A 20352-nucleotide genomic window follows, 5' to 3' on the forward strand; every position below is an offset into this window, starting at 1 on the left:
CCGGATCGCATCCCCCACCGGATCCGCCAGCACCCGCCGCTGCACCGCCCGCGGACCCTCGAACGCCGACCCCACCTCCGCCGCCACCCGCGCCTTGAAGGCCGCCGCATCCTCAGCCGACAGCAGACGGCCACCGGTCGCCGAGCACGCAGCGCAGTGGACTCGGGGCAGGCCGTCGTCGGAGTCCGCCGATCCGCCGGGAGCGGCGGAGCCACCCGGGGTGTTCTCGGACGGGACGGTCGGTGCAGTCAGATGCGGTGTCTCCCACGTCCCATGGGCCGGCGCGACGCCGGGCCACTGACGGAGGTCCGGCGCTTCCCATGGCGTCGAACCGCCGGTGATCGAGAGGGGGATCAGCGTGTGGTTCCCGCCGTCGACGTGGACGGTGCTGGGCTGGTACTCGGGACGTCCCGGCACGCCCCGTTCCCGCGAGAAGGTGGCCTCCGTCGGCGGACGGATCGCGATGCTCAACCGAGCGGCAGCGGCTCTCAGCCATCCCTCCCGCTCGAAGCTCGGAGTATCGGCGGCGAGGAACCGGTCCGTCGCGTACCGGTTGGCGCGCAGCATCCACGGGTCGACGGCGATCGAGGGGAACTCCTCCGTCGTGAACTCCGGCGCCGCCCCCGACGGACCCGGTGAGGTCAGCGCTTCCCGCGCCGCCGTCAGCCCGAGCGGGCCTCCCTGCGTGAACAGCTCAGCGAGGGCGACCTCGACGATGGCGGTCGCGTCGGCGGCGCCGGCGACCGGCCACTCCCGCCAGGCCGCGGTCGGAACGTCGACGGAGCGCATCGCCGGAGTCCCCCCGCCGAGATCGGCGATGGCGTGCATCAGCTCGTGCTGCACCGATTCCACGGGCCTCACGATCCTCGCCGCTCCCGTCTCGGGGTCGAACCACGCGTAGTCGCCGGCGTCCGTGTCGGACCAGGTCCCCCGGCCCAGGACGATCATGCTCCCCGAGCCGGCCGGCCCCTCCGCCACGGCCTGCTCACCGTTCGCGCCTGCAGCCGTGTCGGCTCCCTCGGCGAACACGATCTGCACCGCGGACGTGCGCCCCTGGGCTCCGTTCGGACGCGGCACCGTCCAGACGCCCTTCGCCGACGGTCCGAGGAGATTCGGGATCGCCTTCAGCGCCGCGTTCCCCGTGGGGGTCGTACGGATCAGGTCGATGACGTCCGAGACGCGATTCACGAGCAGCTGGAACCGGTCATCGCTCAGGAGCGTCCCGTCGGACGCGAACAGTGTCCCGCTCGTGGGGGACAACCGGTTCGTCACCCCGATGCCGGGGGACACCTCGACGACCGTGTAGGGCTGGGCGGAGTACGGGTGCCGCAGGGTCAGGCCCGCAGCACCGGGGTTCCGGACGTCCACGCGGAGCGGTTGCGCGGCGGCCGCGGGATCCCGCGCCGGTGTCGCCTCCGCCAGGGGTGCGACGAGGGAGGCGAGGAGCGTCAGAGCGACGAGGAGTGCCGAGCACGCTCGCGACGGTCGACGGTCGGATGCGGGTCGCGTCCAGATGCTCATCCGAAGGACGGTAGTGACCTCTCCGGACTCGCAGCACGCGTGCGCGGGAGGCTGGCGCGTGAGCGCCCCTCCGCGCGGCCGTCGCCGCATCAGCTCGACATCCCGGCGTCAGCACGCCGATCGGGAGTGTCGGGGCGATCACCGCCGCCAGGCCCGCCCGTGCGCGCCGAAGACCGATCCGGGCCCCGTGTCGTTCTTCGCGACCGTGAGGCCGGTGATCCCCGGCGGGCCGCCGCAGGAGAGCGCGGAGCCGTGGCGGGGGAGCGCGGTGCGGGGCCGCTACCCCCTGACGGGTGTGATCGCAAGCAGTGCCCCGGTCCGCGTTCCAGTGACACTCTGTGCAGATGCATGCAGACAGCGACGACGCGAGCGCGGAGCGGGTCCGCCCTGCCCTGGCCGAGACGGCCGCGCGCCTGCTCCGGGCCGTCGCGACCGGTGACCGTGCCGCGTTCGCCGAGCTGTTCGACCGCTTCGGCGGGCTCTTCTCCGCCTCGATCGCCACGGTGCACGCCGACGCCTCCACGCGCGACCGGCTCTGCACCGAGGCCTTCGCCGCCGTCTGGCGCCGTGCCCGGGAGGGCGCCCGCGCCCCGGAGCCGGTGCTCTGGCTGCTCGAGGTGCTCTGCGAGACGCTCGGCTCCTCCCGGGAGGGCTCGCGCCGCCCGCTCGCCGAGGGGCTCCTCGCGCTGGCCTGCCCGGACCGCGAGCTGCTGCTGCTCGCCGTGGCCGGCCGCTACTCCCAGCCCGAGATCGCCGCGCTCACGGGCGTCCGCGAGTCGCGGCTGCGCGCGGTCCTCCGCGACGCGCTCGGCTCCCTCCGCGGCGGCCTCGGCGACGGGCGCCTCACCGCCTGACCGGCGGCGCCGTCTTCTCGAGAAGTCGCCGCCTCCCCCGCGGCGGCTCCGACGGGCGTAAACTTGAGTCACCCGAACTCAACTTTCGAACCGCAAGGAGGAGATGCAGATGCAGGCCGGTCGGACACCCCAGCAGGACGAGTCGTCCGCGCTCGCGCAGTACGGCGTCGACCTGACCGCGATCGCGGCGAGCGGCAAGCTCGACCCGGTCATCGGACGGGACGCCGAGATCCGCCGCGTCAGCCAGGTGCTCACGCGTCGCACCAAGAACAACCCGGTGCTCATCGGCGAGCCCGGCGTCGGCAAGACGGCGGTCGTCGAGGGGCTCGCGCAGCGGATCGTCGCGGGCGACGTCGCCGACAGCCTCAAGGGCAAGCGGCTCGTCAGCCTCGACCTCTCCGCGCTGATCGCGGGGGCGAAGTACCGCGGAGAGTTCGAGGAGCGGCTGAAGGCCGTCCTCGCCGAGATCAACGACTCCGGTGGCCGCATCATCACCTTCATCGACGAGCTGCACACCCTGATGGGCGCCGGCGGCGGCGAGGGCTCGGTGGCGGCGGCGAACATGCTCAAGCCGATGCTGGCCCGCGGCGAGCTGCGGATGATCGGCGCCACGACGCTCGACGAGTACCGGCAGTACATCGAGAAGGACGCGGCCCTGGAGCGCCGCTTCCAGCAGGTCTTCGTCGGCGAGCCGACGGTCGAGGACACGGTGGCCATCCTCCGCGGGCTGAAGGAGCGCTACGAGGCGCACCACAAGGTCGCGATCGCCGATTCCGCGCTGATCGCCGCCGCCTCGCTGTCCAACCGCTACATCACCGCGCGCCAGCTGCCGGACAAGGCCATCGACCTGATCGACGAGGCCGCCTCGCGCCTGCGGATGGAGATCGACTCCGCGCCGGTCGAGATCGACGAGCTGCGCCGCTCCGTCGACCGGCTGAAGCTCGAGGAGCTCGCGCTGAAGAAGGAGAAGGACGAGGCCTCGAAGGCGCGGCTGGAGACGCTGCGCGAGGACCTCGCCCGCCGCGGCGCGCACCTCGCCGAGCTGCAGCAGCGCTGGGAGCGCGAGCGCGCCTCCCTCAACCGCATCGGTGATCTCAAGAACCGGCTCGACGCGCTCCGGATCGCGGCCGAGCGGGCGCAGCGCGAGGGCAACCTCGAGCGCGCCTCGCGCCTGCTCTACGGCGACATCCCCGCCGCCGAGAGCGAGCTCGCGGCCGCCGAGCAGGAGGAGCAGCCGGCCGAGGGCCGCATGGTCAACGAGCAGGTCACCTCGGACGACATCGCCGCGGTCATCGCCGCCTGGACCGGCATCCCCGTCGGTCGGCTGATGCAGGGCGAGACCGAGAAGCTGCTGCACCTCGAGACCGAGCTGCACCGGCGCCTGATCGGCCAGAACGAGGCGGTCTCGGCCGTCGCCGGCGCCGTCCGCCGCACCCGCGCGGGCGTCTCCGACCCCGACCGGCCCACCGGCTCCTTCCTCTTCCTCGGACCGACCGGCGTCGGCAAGACCGAGCTGGCGAAGGCGCTCGCCGACCACCTCTTCGACGACGAGAAGGCGATGGTGCGCATCGACATGTCGGAGTACGGCGAGAAGTTCGCCGTCTCGCGGCTCGTCGGCGCCCCTCCCGGCTACATCGGCTACGAGCAGGGCGGCCAGCTGACGGAGGCGGTGCGCCGCCGGCCGTACTCGGTCGTGCTGCTCGACGAGATCGAGAAGGCGCACCCCGAGGTCTTCGACGTGCTGCTGCAGGTGCTCGACGACGGCCGGCTCACCGACGGTCAGGGGCGCACGGTCGACTTCCGCAACACGATCCTCATCCTCACCTCGAACCTCGGCTCGCAGTTCCTGGTCGACCAGTCGCTGACCCGCCCGCAGAAGGTGGAGGCGGTGCAGCAGATGGTGCGCCAGGCCTTCAAGCCCGAGTTCGTGAACCGGCTCGACGACATCGTCGTGTTCGAGGCGCTCGACCGCACCGAGCTCGGCGAGATCGTCTCGCTCTACGTCGACCGGCTCTCGCGCCGGCTGGCGGAGCGGCGTCTCGACCTCGCCGTCACGCCTGCCGCCCGCGGCTGGCTGGCCGAGCGCGGCTACGACCCGCAGTACGGCGCCCGCCCGCTGCGCCGCCTGATGCAGCAGGAGATCGACGACCGGCTGGCGACGGCCCTCCTCGACGGCTCCATCCGCGACGGCGACGTGGTGCTCGTCGACGCGGGCCCGGACGGCCTGCTGGTCTCCGCGGGCCTCACGACGCCGTAGGCCGGGCGACGCCGCCCGGTCCGCCCCGCCTGTGGCCCCCGTCCCGCCCCGACCCTCCTCTCCCAGTCCTCAAAAGTTGCGGTAGTCGCGCGCCACTACCGCAACTTTTGAGGACTCGCGGGAGGGATGCGCGAGGGTCGCTCCTCCACAGGGGGCGATCGCGGGCGGTCCGTCCACAGTCGTCGCCCGGGCGCCTCGCCGGGGTCGCGTCGGCGGGTAGCGTCCCGCCCATGGACGCCCCCTCTCCCGCCGCCGGCGCGCGCATGGCCGACCTCGCGCCCGAGGAGCGGCCGCGCGAGCGGCTCCGCGCCCGCGGTCCGGAGGCGCTGACCGACGCGGAGACGCTTGCCGTGCTGATCGGCAGCGGGGTCCGCGGGGCGAACGCCACGGTCGTCGCGCAGCGTCTGCTCGCGCGCTTCGGCGGCATCGACGCGGTGTCGCGGGCGGGGGTCGCCGACCTCGTCCGTCAGCGCGGCGTCGGCGAGGTCGCCGCCTGCCGCATCGTCGCGTCCTTCGAGCTGCGGCGGAGGATGAACCGCGCCGGACGGGCCGCGCGCGTCGTCGATGCGGCCGGCCTCGCCGAGCTGGTGACGCCGTTGCTCGCCGCACGGCCGACCGAGACCGTGCTCGCCGTCGCGCTGACCGCCGCCGGGGCCGTCCGCGACGTGATCGCGCTCGCCGACGGGCCGCCCACCCACGCGGAGGTGCCGGTCGCCGAGGTCCTCGCCGAGGTGCTGGCGCGCGGTGCGGCCGGCGTCGGCCTCGCGCACAGCCACGCGGGCGCGGCGGACGTCCTCTCCTCCGACCTCGCCGCGACCCGGGCGCTCGCCGAGGCGTGCGCGGCCTGCGGGCTGCGGTTCGTCGCGCACGTCGTCGTCGGCGCCGACGGCTGGCGGGACGCGCCGCCGTAGCGCGCGCGGACGTTCGTGCAAGCCCCTGGCCCGGCACCTGTCGCTCCGCGCGAGCGGCGTACCGTGGACGAGCCCCCACCCCCTCTCGAGCAGGAGTCCTCATGCGAGCAACGATCATCCACGGCGAGCGCGACGTCCGACTCGAGGAGGTGCCCGACCCCGTGCTCTCGACCGGTCGCGACGCGATCGTCCGCGTCACCGCCGCGTGCGTCTGCGGCTCCGACCTCTGGCCCTACCGCGGCGTCACCCCGACGAAGGAGGCGCACCGCATCGGCCACGAGTTCGTCGGCGTCGTCGAGGAGATCGGCGACGACGTGCACGACATCGCGGTCGGCGACTTCGTGATCGCCCCCTTCTACGTCTGCGACGGCACCTGCGCGAACTGCGCCAACGGCGTCTCGACCTCCTGCCTCACCGGCGGCTGGTGGGGCGCCGAGGTCGGCGAGCAGGGCTTCGCCGACGGTGCGCAGGGCGAGAAGGTCCGCGTCCCGCTCGCCGACGGCACCCTCTTCCCGGTCGGCACCGACGTCGACCCGAAGCTGATCCCGAGCCTGCTCACCCTCGCTGACGTGATGGGCACCGGTCACCACGCCGCCGTCTCGGCCGGCGTCACCGCGGGCTCCACGGTCGCGGTCGTCGGCGACGGCGCGGTCGGCCTCTGCGCCGTGCTCGCGGCCAAGCGCCTCGGCGCGACCACGATCATCGCGATGTCGCGGCACGAGTCCCGCCAGGCGCTCGCCACCCGCTTCGGCGCGACCCACATCGTCGACACCCGCGGGGACCAGGGCGTGGCCCGCGTCCGCGAGCTCACCGACGGCATCGGCGCGGACTGCGTCCTGGAGTGCGTCGGCACCAAGGAGTCGATGCAGCAGGCGCTCGACTCGGCCCGCCCCGGCGGCATGGTCGGCTACGTCGGCGTCCCCAACGGCGGGCCGGAGCTGCCCGTGCGCCAGATGTTCGGCTCGAACGTCGGCGTCAACGGCGGCGTCGCGCCGGTCCGCGGCTACATGGCGGAGCTGCTGCCCGACGTGCTGAGCGGCGCGATCGAGCCGGGCCTCGTCTTCGACCTGGAGCTGCCGCTCGAGGAGATCGCCGAGGCGTACGCCGCGATGGACGAGCGCCGCGCGATCAAGACCCTCGTGCGGCCGTAGCGGGAGCCGACCGTGCGCATCGAGGTCGAGACGCCCTGCGGCGTCGTCGCCGGAGTCGCGGAGGACGGCGTCGCCCGGTTCCTCGGCGTCCCCTTCGCACAGGCGCCGGTGGGCGACCGCCGGTTCCACGCGCCCGAGCCGCGGGCGCCGTTCGACGGCGTCTTCGAGGCGGACGCCTACGGCGCGACCCCTCAGCGCGGCCGCCCCTTCGAGTTCACGACCATCCCCGAGCACTCCATCCCGGGCGAGGACACGCTGACGCTGAACGTGTTCGCCCCGGCCGAGCCGGCCGGCTCGCTCCCGGTGCTCGTCTACCTGCACGGCGGCGGCTACGTCACCGGAGCGGCCTCGAGCGACTGGCACGACGGCTCGGCCTTCGCGCGCGACGGCGTGATCGTCGTGACGGCCGCCTATCGGCTGGGGGTCGACGGCTTCGGCGTCGTCGAGGGCGACGCGAACCGCGGCGTCCGCGACTGGCTCGCCGCCCTCGAGTGGGTGCGCGAGAGCATCGGCGTGTTCGGCGGCGACCCCGGGCGGGTCACGATCGCCGGCCAGTCCGCGGGCGGCGGCGCCGTGCTGACCCTGCTCGGCTGCGCCGCGGCACAGCAGCTCTTCGCGCGCGCCGTCGCGATCTCGCCGACCGATCGCAGCGTCCCGATCGAGGAGGCGGAGGAGCAGCTCGCCGCCTTCGCGCACGCCCTCGGCGTCGAGCCCACCCGCGCCGCGCTCGCCTCGCTCGACCAGGACGGGCTCTCCGAGACCGCCGCGCTCACGATGATGCCCGGCTCGGGTCACGCGATCGTCTTCGCGCCGGTCTCGGGCGACGCGCTCCTGCCCCTGCCCGTGTCCGCGGCGACCGCGACGACCGGCCTCGACAAGCCGCTCCTGATCGGGGCGACCGCCGACGAGTTCGACAGCCCGCGCCTCCAGCGCGAGCCCGGGGCGGCGCCCCGCACGACCGACCTGCTCTTCCGCCGCGCGGTGCTGCAGGCGGCACGGAACCGTGCCGCAGGCCCGGCGCCGACCTGGCTCTACGCCTTCGACCGGCTCTCGCCCGCGACCGGCGGCGCGTCGCACTGCCTCGACCTGCCGTTCTTCTTCGACCACCTCGACGCCGAGGCGACCGCCCGCGTCCTGGGCGAGGACCCGCCTGCGGCGCTCGCCACGGTGATGCACGGCGAGCTGGTGGCCTTCGTCCGGGGCGAGGAGCTGCCCTGGCCGCCGGCGCACGGCGCGGAGGGCGACGCGGTGCGCGTCTACGACGTCGAGCCGGCGGTCGTGCCCGGCCACTACGACGACGTGCTGCCGCTCGTCTCGGACCCGCGGGCATGAGCGGGTCCGCGCGCGGCGCCGCACCGCGCTTCCACCCCGACCTCGCGCTCGGCCGCCTCGTCCCGCCGATCGTGCTCGGACCGCGGCTGCTCCGCCTCGCCACCCGGCGCACCGCCGTCGGCGGGGAGGCGCCGCCCGACCTGCTCGTCGAGGACCTCGAGATCCCGGGACCGGACGGCCACTCGGTCCCGGCGCGCAGCTACCGACCGCGCACCCTCCGCGGGGCCGCGCCCGCGCTGGTCTGGGTGCACGGCGGCGGCATGGTGCTCGGCAGCCGCTTCGACGACGAGGCGTCGAACATCGCCTTCGCCCGCACCCTCGGCATCACCGTCCTCTCGGTCGGCTACCGGCTCGCCCCCGCCCACCCGGCACCCGCCGCCCTCGAGGACGTGCTGGCCGCGTTCCACTGGCTCGCCGCGCACGCCGACGAGCGCGGCGTCGACCCCGAGCGGATCGCGCTGGGCGGCGCGAGTGCGGGCGCCGGCCTGGCCGCGGGCGCGACCCTCCTGGCCCACGACCGCGGGGGAGCGCAGCCCGCCTTCCAGTTGCTGGTCTACCCGATGCTGGACGACCGCACCGTCACCCGTCCTGCGCCGGCGTCCCGCGGTGTCCGCGTCTGGACGCCGGGCAGCAACCGCTTCGGCTGGACGTCCTACCTCGGCGCGGAGCCCGGCGGCCCCGACGTCTCGCCGTACGCCGCGCCCGCCCGCCGGGACGACCTCTCGGGCCTCCCGCCCGCGTGGATCGGCGTCGGAACCCTCGACCTCTTCCACGACGAGGACGTCCGCTACGCCGAGCGGCTCCGCGCCGCCGGAGTGCCCTGCGAGCTCGAGATCGTCGACGGCGCGTTCCACGGCTTCGACGCACTCTTCTCCCGCACCGGCGTGGCGAAGCGGTTCTGGGCGGCGAAGGCGGCCGCTCTCGGGAGGGCCCTGGGCGTCTGAGGGCCCGCGATCCGGGCCCGACCGGACGGCGGATCGGGCCGTGCGGGGTGCCGCTGCGCCGGATGGGAGCATGGACGCATGGACATCGACCGCCTCGCCACCCGCTACGAGATCGCCCTGCCCGCCTGGATCGAGGACGCCGTGCGCGACGTCCCCGAGTACCTGCCCGAGCGCGAGGACCGCATGGCCCTCGTGCACGCGCTCGCCGATCGCAACTTCCGCGAGGGCAACGGCGGCCCGTTCGCGGCGATCGTCGTCGAGCGCGACTCCGGTCGCGTGGTCTCGGTCGGCGTGAACGTCGTCCTGGGCAGCGGGGTCTCCTCCGGCCACGCGGAGGTCACCGCGCTCGGTCTCGCGCAGACCGCGCTCGGCTCGTGGGACCTGGGCGGCGAGGGCCTGCCGGCGCACGAGCTGGTCGTCAACTGGCGGCCCTGCGTGCAGTGCTACGGAGCGACGCTGTGGTCGGGCGTGCGCCGGCTGGTCGTCGCCGGGTCCGGCCCGGAGCTGGAGGAGATCTCCACCTTCGACGAGGGCCCGATGCGCGAGGACTGGGCCGCGCAGTTCGAGGCGCGCGGCATCGAGGTCGTCGACGGCGTGCTCCGCGACGAGGCGCTCGAGGTCTTCCGCGCCTATCGCGCGCACGTGGACGCGGGCGACGTGCTCGTCTACAACGCGCGCGCCGCAGACTGAGCCGCCGCCCCTTCTGAACGAGCGAGCCGCCCCGGAGGATCCCCGGGGCGGCTCGTGCTGTCAGTGGGCCTGCGGCGTCAGTGGTTGCCGGGCGTGTACACGGCGGAGGCGCGCCACCAGTCGTCGAACATCGACAGCGGCACCTGCCGCTTGTGCTCGGTCGCCTGGTACCGGGCCTCGATCGCCTCGGCGACCTCGGTCGCGACGTCGCCACCCTCGAGGTACTCGTCGAGGTCGGCGTAGACCAGGCCGAGGTTCGACTCGTCCGTCTGGCCCGGGTTCTCGTCGAGCAGGTCGGCGGTCGGCGCCTTCTCGTAGAGCCGGGCCGGGGCGTCGAGGTGCACGAGCATCGAGCGGCCCTGGCGCTTCGTGAGGCCGGTCAGCGGCAGCACGTCGGCGCCGCCGTCGCCGAACTTGGTGAAGAAGCCGGTCACCGCCTCCGCCGCGTGGTCGGTGCCGACGACGAGCATGCCCGCCTGGCCGGCGATCGCGTACTGCGCGACCATCCGGGCACGCGCCTTGACGTTGCCCTTGACGAAGTCCGAGATCGGCTCGCCGACCGCGTCGCCGAACGCGGAGGCGATGCCGTCGACCCCGGCGTGGATGTCGAACGTCACCTGGCGGTCGGGCCGGATGAAGGTCAGCGCGAGCTGGGCGTCCTCCTCGTCGGCCTGCACCTTGTAGGGCAGCCGCACCGCGATGAAGGAGGCGTCGCCGCCCTCCGCGCGCACCTGCTCGACCGCGAGCTGGCAGAGCCGGCCGGCCAGGCTCGAGTCCTGTCCGCCGCTGATGCCGAGCACGAGGCCCTTGGCGCCGGTGTGCCGGAGGTAGTCGGCGAGGAAGCCGCTGCGCCGCTCGACCTCGGCGGCCGGGTCGACGGAGGGGGAGACGTGGAGCTCGGAGATGATTCGCTGCTGGACATCGCGCACGCGACAACGCTACTCCCGATGCCCCCGCCCCGCCCCGCTTCGCAGGCGACCGCAAGCCTCGGGCGGTGCACACCGTCCTGCGGGTCGAGCAGCCCCGCCTGCACACACGCATGCCGGTCGAGCAGTCCCGCAGGGGCGTATCGAGGCCGGCCGCCACCAGCAGGACGGGTCTGCATACTCGTCTTCCGACGCCGGTGGATCTACTTGGCAGAGACGCCCGCAGACATGCTGGTCGAGTAGCCCCGCAGGGGCGTATCGAGACCCACCCACCACATGCACGTCGGCCTCTTCCCCGCCCTGCGGTGGCGCCGGAGGCGCCCCCTCCGCTCGATACGCCCGCTGCGCGGAGAACTCGATCAGCCTGCAATGGGGCCCATTGCGCGAGCTGCAGGATCCCCCGAGCAGGGAATGTCGCCGTCTCGCGACATTCTTGATATGTCGCCGAACGTAGACAGAAATACCGGTGACAACGATCATGGACACGCGCCCCTGGCGCAGCATCGCGAGGGAAGGAGCGGCACATGTCAGCGGTTCGCACCGCCGAGGACATCGGCGCGGTGATCCGAGCACGGCGTCGACAGCTCGGCTGCACCCAGCAGGACCTGGCCGACCGAGCCGGTCTCTCCCGGCAGTCGATCGTCGCGATCGAGCAGGGCAAGGAACGAGCGGCTCTGGCCGCGGTCCTCCGCGTCCTCCTCGAGCTCGGACTCGAGGCGGACGTCTTCGCCCCCGAGGACGCCCACCAGCGGACGGAGGAGCCGGCCGGTCTCGACCTTCAGGCGTACCTCCGCGGATTCACGGACGGAGCATCCACGTGACGCGGCAGCTCCTCGTCTTCGTCGACGGTGTCCGTGCCGGAGTGCTCGGATGCGACGTCCGGTCGTCGACGTTCCGCTACGACCGGCCGTACCTGGCGCGCCGCACGCCCACTCCGCTGTCCCTCTCGCTGCCTGTCGGTCCACGGGAGTACGGGCCCGAGGCGGTCGAGCCCTTCCTCTGGGGGCTCCTGCCCGACAACGCCGAGACGCTCCGGCGGTGGGCGCTCGACGCCCGGCCGCAGGCCGACGAGCACAATCCGTTCACCCTGCTCCAGCACTACGGGCTCGACTGCGCGGGAGCCGTGCAGTTCGTGCGTCCTGAGAACGAGGCGACCTTCGAGCGTCACGGCGGCCTCTCCCGGCTCAGCGATACGCAGATCGGAGCGCAGATCCGTGCAATGAACGCGGATCCGAGCAGATGGACGTTCGACGATCGCGACGGTCGGTTCAGTCTCGGCGGCGCCCAGGCCAAATTCGGCCTGCTGCGAGAAGACGATGCGTGGGCCCTGCCGACGGGCGCGACGCCGACGACGCACATCGTCAAGCCGGGGATCCCGGAGTTCCGGGGAAGCGCTGTGAATGAGCACGTATGCCTCACGCTCGCCGCGCGCCTGGGGCTGGTAGCCGCGCGCTCCCGCATCGATCGGTTCGACGGCGAGACCGCCGTCGTCGTCGAGCGGTACGACCGTCTGCGCGTGGCGGAAGCCCGTCCGCCGGAAGGGAGCGCGCGTGGCCTGCGCCGGATCCACCAGGAGGACTTCTGCCAGGCGCTCTCCGTCATGCCGTCCCAGAAGTACGAGGACGACGGCGGCCCCGGACTGGGACGCATGGCGGCGCTTCTCCGCAGGCAGCTGCCGAGGGACGAGGCGCAGCGCGCGATCGAGCGGCTGCTCCTCGGCGTCGCCTTCAACTGGCTGATCGCGGCGCCCGACGCCCATGCGAAGAACTACTCCGTCCTGCTGTCGGGACGGCAGATCGCCCTCGCACCGCTCTACGACATCGCCACACTGACCCCGTACGACCGGTACCGCTCGGAGCGCATGCGGTTGGCGCAGAAGGTGGCCGGCACGTACCGGCTCGCCGAGATCGGGGGACTCGAGTGGCGGACGGAAGCCGCGGCGCGTGATCTGGACCCCGACCGCTTCGGAGACCGGATCACCGAGCTCGTCGCCGCAGCACCGGACCACATCCGTGCACTCTGCTCGGACCCGGCGCTGCGGGCGATGGACCCGGAGTTCGTCGACGATCTGCGTGCGGCGCTCCTCGATCGTGTCGCTGCAGCGGCAGCCGCGCTGCGCTGAGCCCGGGTCAGCCGCGCGCGGCGACGATGCGGGCGATTCGCTCCGGGACGGTGTCGTCCTGGAGGCTCGTGACGTCGCCGAGGGCGCGGCCGTCGCGGATGTCGCCGAGGAGGCGGCGCATGATCTTGCCCGAGCGGGTCTTGGGCAGGTCGGGGACGACGACCACGTCGCGCGGCTTCGCGATCGGCCCGATCGCCGTCGCGACGTGCTCGCGCAGCACCTGCGAGAGGTCGGCCTCGAGCGCCGTCCAGTAGGCGGGATCCTCCTCCGCGCGGTCGATCGCCTCGTCGGACGGGATCACGAACGCCGCGATCGCCTGGCCGGTCGTCGCGTCCTCGACGCCGACCACGCCGGCCTCGCCGACCGCCGGGTGCGCCACCAGGGCCGACTCGATCTCGATGGTGGAGAGCCGGTGCCCCGAGACGTTGATGACGTCGTCGACCCGGCCGAGCACCCAGATGTCGCCGTCGGCGTCGTACTTCGCGCCGTCGCCGGAGAAGAAGTAGCCGCGGTCGGCGTAGCGGGCCCAGTAGGAGTCGCGGTACCGCTCCGGGTTGCCCCAGACCGTCCGCGCGAGGGCCGGCCCGGTGCGGTCGACCACGAGGTAGCCGCCGGAGCCGTTCGGCACCCGCTCGCCCGCCTCGTCGACGACGAGGGCGCCGAGGCCGGGCAGGGCGCCCAGCGAGGAGCCCGGCTTGAGCGTCGAGACGCCCGGCAGCGGGCACATCACGGCCGCGCCCGTCTCGGACTGCCACCAGGTGTCGACGATCGGGCAGCGCCCGCCGCCGATCCGCTCGTGGAACCACACCCAGGCCTCGGGATTGATCGACTCGCCGACCGTGCCGAGCAGGCGCAGGCTGGAGAGGTCGTACTCGGACGGCACGCCCTCGGGGAACCAGGTCATCAGCGTCCGGATCAGCGTCGGCGCCGTGTAGTAGACGGTGACGCCGTAGCGCTCGATGATCTCGAAGTGCCGAGCGGTGTGCGGGGTGTTCGGCGTGCCCTCGTAGATCACCTGGGTGAGCCCGTTCGAGAGCGGTCCGTAGATCTCGTAGGTGTGCGCCGTGACCCAGGCCAGGTCGGCGGTGCACCAGTGCACGTCGTCCGGCTTGGCGTCGAACACGGCCCAGTGCGTCCAGGAAGCCTGGGTGAGGTACCCGCCGCTGGTGTGCACGAGCCCCTTCGGCTTCCCGGTCGTACCCGAGGTGTAGATGATGAACAGCGGCGTCTCGGCGTCGAAGGCCTCGGCCTCGTGCACGTCGCTCTGCCCGTCGACGACGTCGTGCCACCAGACGTCGCGGCCCTCGGTCCAGGGGAGGTCCGGCGTCTCGTCGCCGGTGCGGCGGACGACGAGCACGTGCTCGATCGACGCGACGCCGGCGACCGCGTGGTCGGCGTTCGCCTTCACCGGCACGGCGACACCGCGCCGGAACTGGCCGTCGGTGGTGACGAGCAGCTTCGCGCCGGTGTCCTCGACGCGGAAGCGGACGGCCTCGGCCGAGAAGCCGCCGAAGACGAGGGAGTGGATCGCACCGATCCGCGCGATGGCGAGGGTGATCACGACGGTCTCGGGGATCACCGGGAGGTAGACGACGACGCGGTCGCCCTTCCCGATGCCGAGTGCGGTGAGCGCGTGCGCGGCGCGGGCGACGTCGCGCTGCAGCTCGGCGTAGCTGATCGAGCGCCGGTCGCCGCGCTCGCCCTCGAAGTGCAGGGCGGTCTTGTCGCCGCGGCCCGCGTCGACGTGCCGGTCGACGCAGTTGACGGCGACGTTGAGCGTGCCGCCCTCGAACCAGGTCGCGCGCGGGACCGACAGCGTGCCGTCCTCCTGCGGGACGGCCGGCTCCCAGCGGTGCGCGGTGTGCCAGGGCTCGACCCAATCCAGGCGCCGGGCGGCCTCCTCCCAGAACGCCACCGGGTCGGCGGCGGCGCGGGCGTGCTCGCGGGGGCCGACGTTCGCCTGCGCAGCGAAGGCCTCGGGCGCCGGGAAGCGGCGGGACTCCTCGAGCAGGTTCGCGATCGTCTCGATCATCGGCGGGCCTCCGTGGTCGTCGTGCCGGTGGTCGTGTCGGTCGTGGGACGCGCCGTGCCGGTCATCCTCACGCCCACTTCCGGATCGCGTAGCGCTGGAACACGCCCACGATCGAGTCGGTCAGCTTGCCCAGCACGGCAAGCAGGATGATCGCGAGGAAGACGCGGTCGATCCGCCCGTTGCTCTGGCTGTCGGTCAGGCGGAAGCCCAGCCCCATCGACGAGGCGATCAGCTCGGCGGCGACCAGGAACAGCCACGACTGCGCGAGCGCCAGGCGCAGCCCGGCGATCACCGAGGGGATCACGGCGGGCAGCTGCACCGCGGTGAACAGCCGCACGCCGGAGAGCCCGAACGCCCGGCCCGCCTCGACGAGCTGCCGGTCGACGTGGCCGAGGGCTGTCGCGACGGTGGTGAAGACGGGGAAGAACGCGCCGATCGTGATCAGCGTGATCTTCGACTCCTCGCCGATCCCCATCCAGAGCAGCAGCAGCGGCACCCAGGCCAGCGACGGCACCGCGCGGATCGCGCCGAGCGTCGGTGCCAGCACGACCTCCCACACCCGCGAGAGCCCGAAGAGCGCGCCGACCAGCAGCCCCAGCGCGGAGCCGAGGCCGAAGCCGATCAGCACCCGCTGGGTCGAGATCGCGACGTCCTGCCCGAGGTCGCCGCGCTGCGCGAGATCGACCGCCGCCGCCCAGACCATCGCCGGCGACGGGAACACCGAGACCGACACCATCCCGGTGGTGGTGACGATCTGCCAGGCCGCGAGCAGCAGCACCGGGAGGATCGCCCCGCCCACCACCAGGAACCAGCGCCGCGAGGTGAGCGGCCGGGCGTGCGCCGCCTCGTCGTCGCGGAGCCGCTTCTGCGAGGCCTCGACGCTCGGACCGACCACGGCGGTGCCGACCGCACCCGGCGCCTGCACGAGCCCGGTGCTCCGGCGCACGAGGTCGGCGTCGGTCACGGTCTCGTCGTCGCGTGTCGCCATCGTCGTCTCCTCGGTCGGTGTCGCTGCCGGTGCTGTCGCGGGTCGGTCTGTCCCGGGTCGGTGCTGTCGTGCGGGGGTGGTGCGGGCGTCAGGAGCGCCGTCAGGCGATCGCGGACGGATCGGCCGCCGTCGCGTAGCTGTCGTCGATCAGGGAATCGAGGGCCGCGTCGACCTGCTCCTGCGAGGCGACGTCGCCGTTCGCGACGAAGATCGGGCCGATGATGGCGAGCACGTCGGTCTGGGCCGAGCCGGGCACGTTGTCGACGTCGAGGTTGCTGCGCTCGGTGATCACGGTGGTCGCCACGGCGACGTCGAGACCGGCGACGGACGCGAGGATGCTCGCCGTCTCCTCCTGGTTCTCCAGGGCCCAGGCGCGGGCGTGCTCGTAGGCGTTCACGACGGTCTGCGCGAGGTCGGGCTTGGCCGCGAGGAAGCTCTCGGTGGCGTTGAGCAGCCCGTAGGAGTTGAAGTCGACGTTGCGGTAGAGCAGGGTCGCCCCGGCCGCCTGCGCGCCCGCCATGATCGGGTCGAGTCCGGCCCACGCGTCGACCGAGCCGTTCTGCAGCGCGGCCCAGCCGTCGGCGTGCTGCAGGTTCTGCACGGTGACGTCGTCGATGCTCAGGCCGGCGGCCTCGAGCGCCTGCACCAGGAAGAAGTAGGGGTCGGTGCCGCTGGTCGCCGCGATCTGCTTGCCGGCGAGCTGCTCGACGCTCGTGATCGCCGAGCCGGCGGGCACGACGAGGGCGGACCACTCCGGCTGGGAGAAGATGTCGATCGTCCTGATCGGCGAGCCGTTCGAGCGCGCGAGCAGCGCGGCCGAGCCGGCGGTCGAGCCGACGTCGATAGCCCCGGCGCGCAGCGCCTCGTTGGCCTTGTTCGAGCCGGCCGACTGCACCCAGGTGACCGTGACGTCCTGCTCGGCGAGGGCGGCCTCGAGCCAGCCCTTCTCCTTGATGACGAGGCTGAGCGGGTTGTAGGTCGCGAAGTCGAGCGTCAGCGTGCCGCCCTGGGTCTTCGCGGTCGAGCCGTCGGAGGCGGCGGGCGCCGCGGCCGCGCCGCCGCCGCCCTCGCCCTGGACGCATCCCGCGAGGAGCGGGACCGCGGCGGCGGTGAGCAGGCCCGCGAGCGCGGTGCGGCGGGTGAGCGGGGAGGTGCTGAACGACGGGAAGGACATGGGGGCCTCGACTTCGGTGCGGTGGGGGAGTGGGACGAGTGTGCGGGAGCGGACGGACGGGATGTCCGCGAGCGGTGGGATCCGTGGACGGAGGGCGGGATCGGCGCCTGGGGAGGAGAGGAAGGAGGGGCGGAGTGGCCTAGTGCCGCTCGATCCCGAGCCCCTCGAGCAGCTCGACCCGCCGTTCGGCGAGCTCGGCGGAACCGCGGTCGCGGGGCCGTGCACCGGGGACCGTCATGATCTGCCGGATGCGTGAGACGCCGCCCGGCTCGTCGCGGCCGAGCAGCACGATCCGGTCGGCCAGCTGCAGCGCCTCATCGACGTCGTGGGTGACGAGCAGGATCGTGGCGGGGGCGGCCGCGTGCACCTCGAGCAGCAGGTCCTGCATCCGCAGGCGGGTCAGCGCGTCGAGCGCGCCGAACGGCTCGTCCAGCAGCAGCACGCCCGGGTTGCGGGCGAGCGCGCGGGCGAGCGAGGCGCGCTGCGCCATCCCGCCGGACACCTCGCGCGGCCGGGAGCCGGCGTGCGCGGTCAGGCCGACGAGCGAGAGCAGCTCGTCGACGGCGGTGCGGCCCGCCTCGCGCGAGGTGCCGCGCGGAAGCCCGAGCGCGACGTTCGCCGCGAGGGAGCGCCAGGGCAGCAGGCGCGGCTCCTGGAAAGCGACCGCGCAGCGCGGGTCGATCCCCGAGACCGACGACCCGTCGATCAGCACCGTGCCGGCGCTCGCCGTGTCCAGGCCGGCGGCGATCCGCAGCAGCGTCGACTTGCCGCAGCCGCTCGGGCCGAGGATCGCGATGACCTCGCCGGCGCGCACGTCGAGCGAGACGTCGGCCAGGACGGGAGCGCCCGGGGCGAAGGTGCGGCCGACCCCGTCGAAGCGCACCGGGAACGCCGACTGGCCGAGCGCGGCGTCGAAGGCCAGGCTCGTGCGGGCGGGGGTTCCGGTCATGAGGGCTCCGAGGCGGGGCGTGCGGGCGGACCGTCCGATCGTACGGACGAGCGCCGATCCCTCGGCGGCCGCGACGACACGCGGAGTAACACAGGCGCACCCCTGCACGACGAAGGCCCCGCCGGCACCGCGGAGCGGCGGCCGACGGGGCCTCGGGGAGCGGACTACGCCTGGACGAGCACGAGCTCCTCGAGCGGCAGGCGCGTGCGGGGAGCGGTCTCGCGCTCGCGGAGCACGTCGTTCTCGAGCGCGTCGGGGCCGGCGAGCACGCCCACGGCGGCGACGGTCACCGGGTCGAAGCGCTCGTCGACGCCGAACGCCGTGCGGATCCCGTCCTTGTCGAAGCCGGCCATCTGGTGCACGTGCAGCCCCTCGTGGTGCGCCTGCACGCTGAGGTGGGCGACGGCCTGGCCGAGGTCGTAAACGGCCCACGGGCGCGCCTCGCCCTTCTCGTCGACCGTCTCGGCGAGCGCGACGATCAGCGCGGCGGCCGAGCCGGCCCAGGCGGCGTTGAAGCCGACGAGGGTGCCGACGATGCTGTCGAACTCCGGAGTGCCGCGGCGCGCGACGATGAAGCGCGACGGCTGCGAGTTGCCCGCCGAGGGGGACCAGCGGGCGGCCTCGAGCAGCGCGGTCAGCGTCTCGTCCGCGATCGCCGCGGAGGCGTCGTAGGAGCGGGGGCTCCAGCGCTCGGCGAGGACGTCCAGGATCGGGGCGCTGGTCGAGGCGGTGCGGGTGGCGGTGTCGGTCATGGGGTGCTTCTCTCCGGAGATCGCTGAACAGGGAGGGCCTCGTCGCCCGAGGGACCCAACCGCAGGAGCTCCGCCGGCATTCCCGCTCGTCGCGCCGACCGGCCGTTCGCCCACGGAGGAGCACGGGGTCCTGTCGGTGCGGAACGGTACCCTGGAGAGCGGCGTGCTTCCCCGCGCGCGACAACTCACCACTCTGATGGAGGATCATCCATGGCCCAGCACTTCGACGTCGTCGTCCTGGGGGCAGGCCCCGGTGGATACGTGGCCGCGATCCGTGCCGCCCAGCTCGGCAAGTCCGTCGCCATCGTCGAGAAGAAGTACTGGGGCGGTGTCTGCCTCAACGTGGGCTGCATCCCCTCCAAGGCGCTGCTGCGCAACGCGGAGCTCGCCCACATCTTCCACGCGCAGGCGAAGCAGTTCGGCATCTCGGGCGACGTCTCCTTCGACTTCGGCGTGGCCTTCGACCGCAGCCGCACCGTCGCGGACGGACGCACCAAGGGCGTCCACTTCCTGATGAAGAAGAACAAGATCACCGAGTTCGACGGCACCGGCTCCTTCACCGGCCCGCAGGGCCTCGACGTGCAGCTCACCAAGGGCGGCTCCGAGTCGCTGACGTTCGACGACGCGATCATCGCGACCGGCGCGAGCGTCCGCCTCCTCCCCGGTGTCGAGCTCTCCGAGAACGTCGTCACCTACGAGACCCAGATCATGACCCGCGAGCTGCCCGACACGATGGCCATCGTGGGCGCCGGCGCGATCGGCATGGAGTTCGCCTACGTCCTGAAGAACTACGGCGTCGACGTGACGATCATCGAGTTCATGGATCGCGCCCTCCCCAACGAGGACCCGGACGTCTCCAAGGAGATCCAGAAGCAGTACAAGAAGCTCGGCGTCGAGATCCTCACCTCCACCAAGGTCGAGTCGGTCGTCGACAAGGACGGCTACGTCACCGTCACCTACACCGGCAAGGACGGCACGCAGTCGACCCTCGAGGTCGACAAGGTCCTCATGTCGATCGGCTGGGTCCCGCGCGTCGAGGGCTTCGGCCTCGAGACGACGGGCGTCGAGGTCACCGAGCGCGGCGCCATCGGCATCGACGAGTACATGCGCACGAACGTCCCGCACATCTACGCGATCGGCGACGTCACCGCCAAGCTGCAGCTCGCGCACGTCGCGGAGGCGCAGGGCGTCGTCGCCGCCGAGACCATCGCCGGAGCCGAGACCCAGACCCTCGGCGACTACCGGATGATGCCGCGCGCCACGTTCTGCCAGCCGCAGATCGCCTCCTTCGGCCTCACCGAGAAGCAGGCGACCGACGAGGGCCACGAGATCACCGTCTCGACCTTCCCGTTCATGGCCAACGGCAAGGCGCACGGCCTCGGCGAGCCGACCGGCTTCGTCAAGCTCATCGCGAGCAAGCAGTACGGCGAGCTCCTCGGCGCCCACATGATCGGCCCGGACGTGTCCGAGCTGCTCCCGGAGCTCACGCTCGCGCAGAAGTGGGACCTCACGGCGACCGAGCTGGCCCGCAACGTGCACACCCACCCGACGCTGTCGGAGGCGCTCCAGGAGGGCTTCCACGGCCTCAAGGGCCACATGATCAACATGTAGCTCCCCGCTCCCCCTGCACCGCGCGCTCCGGCTCGCGGCCGCACCTGCTCCGGCTCGCAGGATCCGCCTCGGCTCGCCCGATCGCGCGGATCCTGCGAGCCGGAGCTGTTTGCGCGTGCCGGAGGTCCCGTCCCGAGC

17 protein-coding genes are annotated in these 20352 nt (G+C 73.2%); 10 read left to right on the forward strand and 7 right to left on the reverse strand.

Annotated elements, in window-relative coordinates:
- A partial coding sequence (locus EDF36_RS21460) for a hypothetical protein (protein WP_185020567.1) occupies positions 1-1521 on the reverse strand: 1521 nt, incomplete at its 3' end.
- 344 nt (positions 1522-1865) lie between these two features.
- Between EDF36_RS21460 and EDF36_RS19115 the strand changes: the two genes are divergently transcribed.
- The 7 genes from EDF36_RS19115 to EDF36_RS19145 all read left to right on the forward strand — a co-directional run bounded on the left by EDF36_RS19115 (position 1866) and on the right by EDF36_RS19145 (position 9660).
- Positions 1866-2375, forward strand: coding sequence for a hypothetical protein (locus EDF36_RS19115; RefSeq protein ID WP_133963559.1), 510 nt, complete (start codon positions 1866-1868; stop codon positions 2373-2375).
- A gap of 109 nt (positions 2376-2484) precedes the next feature.
- Positions 2485-4632: an ATP-dependent Clp protease ATP-binding subunit gene (locus EDF36_RS19120; protein ID WP_123734306.1), complete on the forward strand. Its 2148-nt coding sequence runs from the start codon at positions 2485-2487 to the stop codon at positions 4630-4632.
- Between the two features lie 230 nt (positions 4633-4862).
- Positions 4863-5543, forward strand: coding sequence for a RadC family protein (locus EDF36_RS19125; protein ID WP_123734239.1), 681 nt, complete (start codon positions 4863-4865; stop codon positions 5541-5543).
- A 101-nt stretch (positions 5544-5644) separates the two neighbouring features.
- Entirely contained in the window at positions 5645-6694 is a 1050-nt protein-coding gene (locus EDF36_RS19130) for a zinc-dependent alcohol dehydrogenase family protein (RefSeq protein WP_123706044.1), read from the forward strand.
- A 12-nt stretch (positions 6695-6706) separates the two neighbouring features.
- Entirely contained in the window at positions 6707-8026 is a 1320-nt protein-coding gene (locus EDF36_RS19135) for a carboxylesterase/lipase family protein (RefSeq protein ID WP_123734240.1), read from the forward strand.
- Positions 8023-8970, forward strand: coding sequence for an alpha/beta hydrolase fold domain-containing protein (locus tag EDF36_RS19140; RefSeq protein WP_123734241.1), 948 nt, complete (start codon positions 8023-8025; stop codon positions 8968-8970). Before EDF36_RS19135 ends, EDF36_RS19140 begins: the two co-directional genes overlap by 4 nt.
- Positions 8971-9048: 78 nt before the next feature.
- Entirely contained in the window at positions 9049-9660 is a 612-nt protein-coding gene (locus EDF36_RS19145; protein WP_185020568.1) for a nucleoside deaminase, read from the forward strand.
- Between the two features lie 77 nt (positions 9661-9737).
- Here EDF36_RS19145 and nadE read toward each other — a convergent pair whose 3' ends face one another.
- On the reverse strand, positions 9738-10589 hold the full coding sequence (gene nadE / locus EDF36_RS19150; protein WP_123734242.1) for an ammonia-dependent NAD(+) synthetase: 852 nt from the start codon (positions 10587-10589) through the stop codon (positions 9738-9740).
- A gap of 521 nt (positions 10590-11110) precedes the next feature.
- Here nadE and EDF36_RS21465 point away from each other — a divergent pair.
- Together EDF36_RS21465 and EDF36_RS21020 are read left to right on the forward strand one after the other, a co-directional pair.
- Positions 11111-11407, forward strand: coding sequence for a helix-turn-helix domain-containing protein (locus EDF36_RS21465; protein ID WP_123734243.1), 297 nt, complete (start codon positions 11111-11113; stop codon positions 11405-11407).
- Positions 11404-12708 carry a type II toxin-antitoxin system HipA family toxin gene (locus EDF36_RS21020; protein ID WP_260300809.1) on the forward strand — a complete coding sequence of 435 codons (1305 nt, stop codon included), beginning with the start codon at positions 11404-11406 and terminating at the stop codon, positions 12706-12708. Before EDF36_RS21465 ends, EDF36_RS21020 begins: the two co-directional genes overlap by 4 nt.
- A 7-nt stretch (positions 12709-12715) precedes the next feature.
- Here EDF36_RS21020 and acs read toward each other — a convergent pair whose 3' ends face one another.
- The 5 genes from acs to EDF36_RS19195 form a co-directional block, all read right to left on the reverse strand.
- On the reverse strand, positions 12716-14740 hold the full coding sequence (gene acs / locus EDF36_RS19175; protein ID WP_123734244.1) for an acetate--CoA ligase: 2025 nt from the start codon (positions 14738-14740) through the stop codon (positions 12716-12718).
- 67 nt (positions 14741-14807) lie between these two features.
- Positions 14808-15728: an ABC transporter permease gene (locus EDF36_RS19180; protein WP_123447157.1), complete on the reverse strand. Its 921-nt coding sequence runs from the start codon at positions 15726-15728 to the stop codon at positions 14808-14810.
- 100 nt (positions 15729-15828) lie between these two features.
- Positions 15829-16902, reverse strand: a complete 1074-nt coding sequence (locus tag EDF36_RS19185; RefSeq protein ID WP_123734245.1) for an aliphatic sulfonate ABC transporter substrate-binding protein — start codon at positions 16900-16902, stop codon at positions 15829-15831.
- Positions 16903-17041: 139 nt separating this feature from the next.
- On the reverse strand, positions 17042-17851 hold the full coding sequence (locus tag EDF36_RS19190; RefSeq protein ID WP_123447155.1) for an ABC transporter ATP-binding protein: 810 nt from the start codon (positions 17849-17851) through the stop codon (positions 17042-17044).
- A 164-nt stretch (positions 17852-18015) separates the two neighbouring features.
- The gene (locus EDF36_RS19195) at positions 18016-18603 is read right to left on the reverse strand and encodes a nitroreductase family protein (RefSeq protein WP_123706035.1); all 588 of its coding nucleotides are present in this window, start codon (positions 18601-18603) and stop codon (positions 18016-18018) included.
- A gap of 210 nt (positions 18604-18813) precedes the next feature.
- Between EDF36_RS19195 and lpdA the strand changes: the two genes are divergently transcribed.
- Positions 18814-20214, forward strand: coding sequence for a dihydrolipoyl dehydrogenase (gene lpdA, locus EDF36_RS19200; RefSeq protein ID WP_123734246.1), 1401 nt, complete (start codon positions 18814-18816; stop codon positions 20212-20214).
- Positions 20215-20352: the final 138 nt, after the last annotated feature.

The sequence above is a fragment of the Rathayibacter sp. PhB152 genome (assembly GCF_003751395.1).
GTDB lineage: Bacteria > Actinomycetota > Actinomycetes > Actinomycetales > Microbacteriaceae > Rathayibacter > Rathayibacter festucae.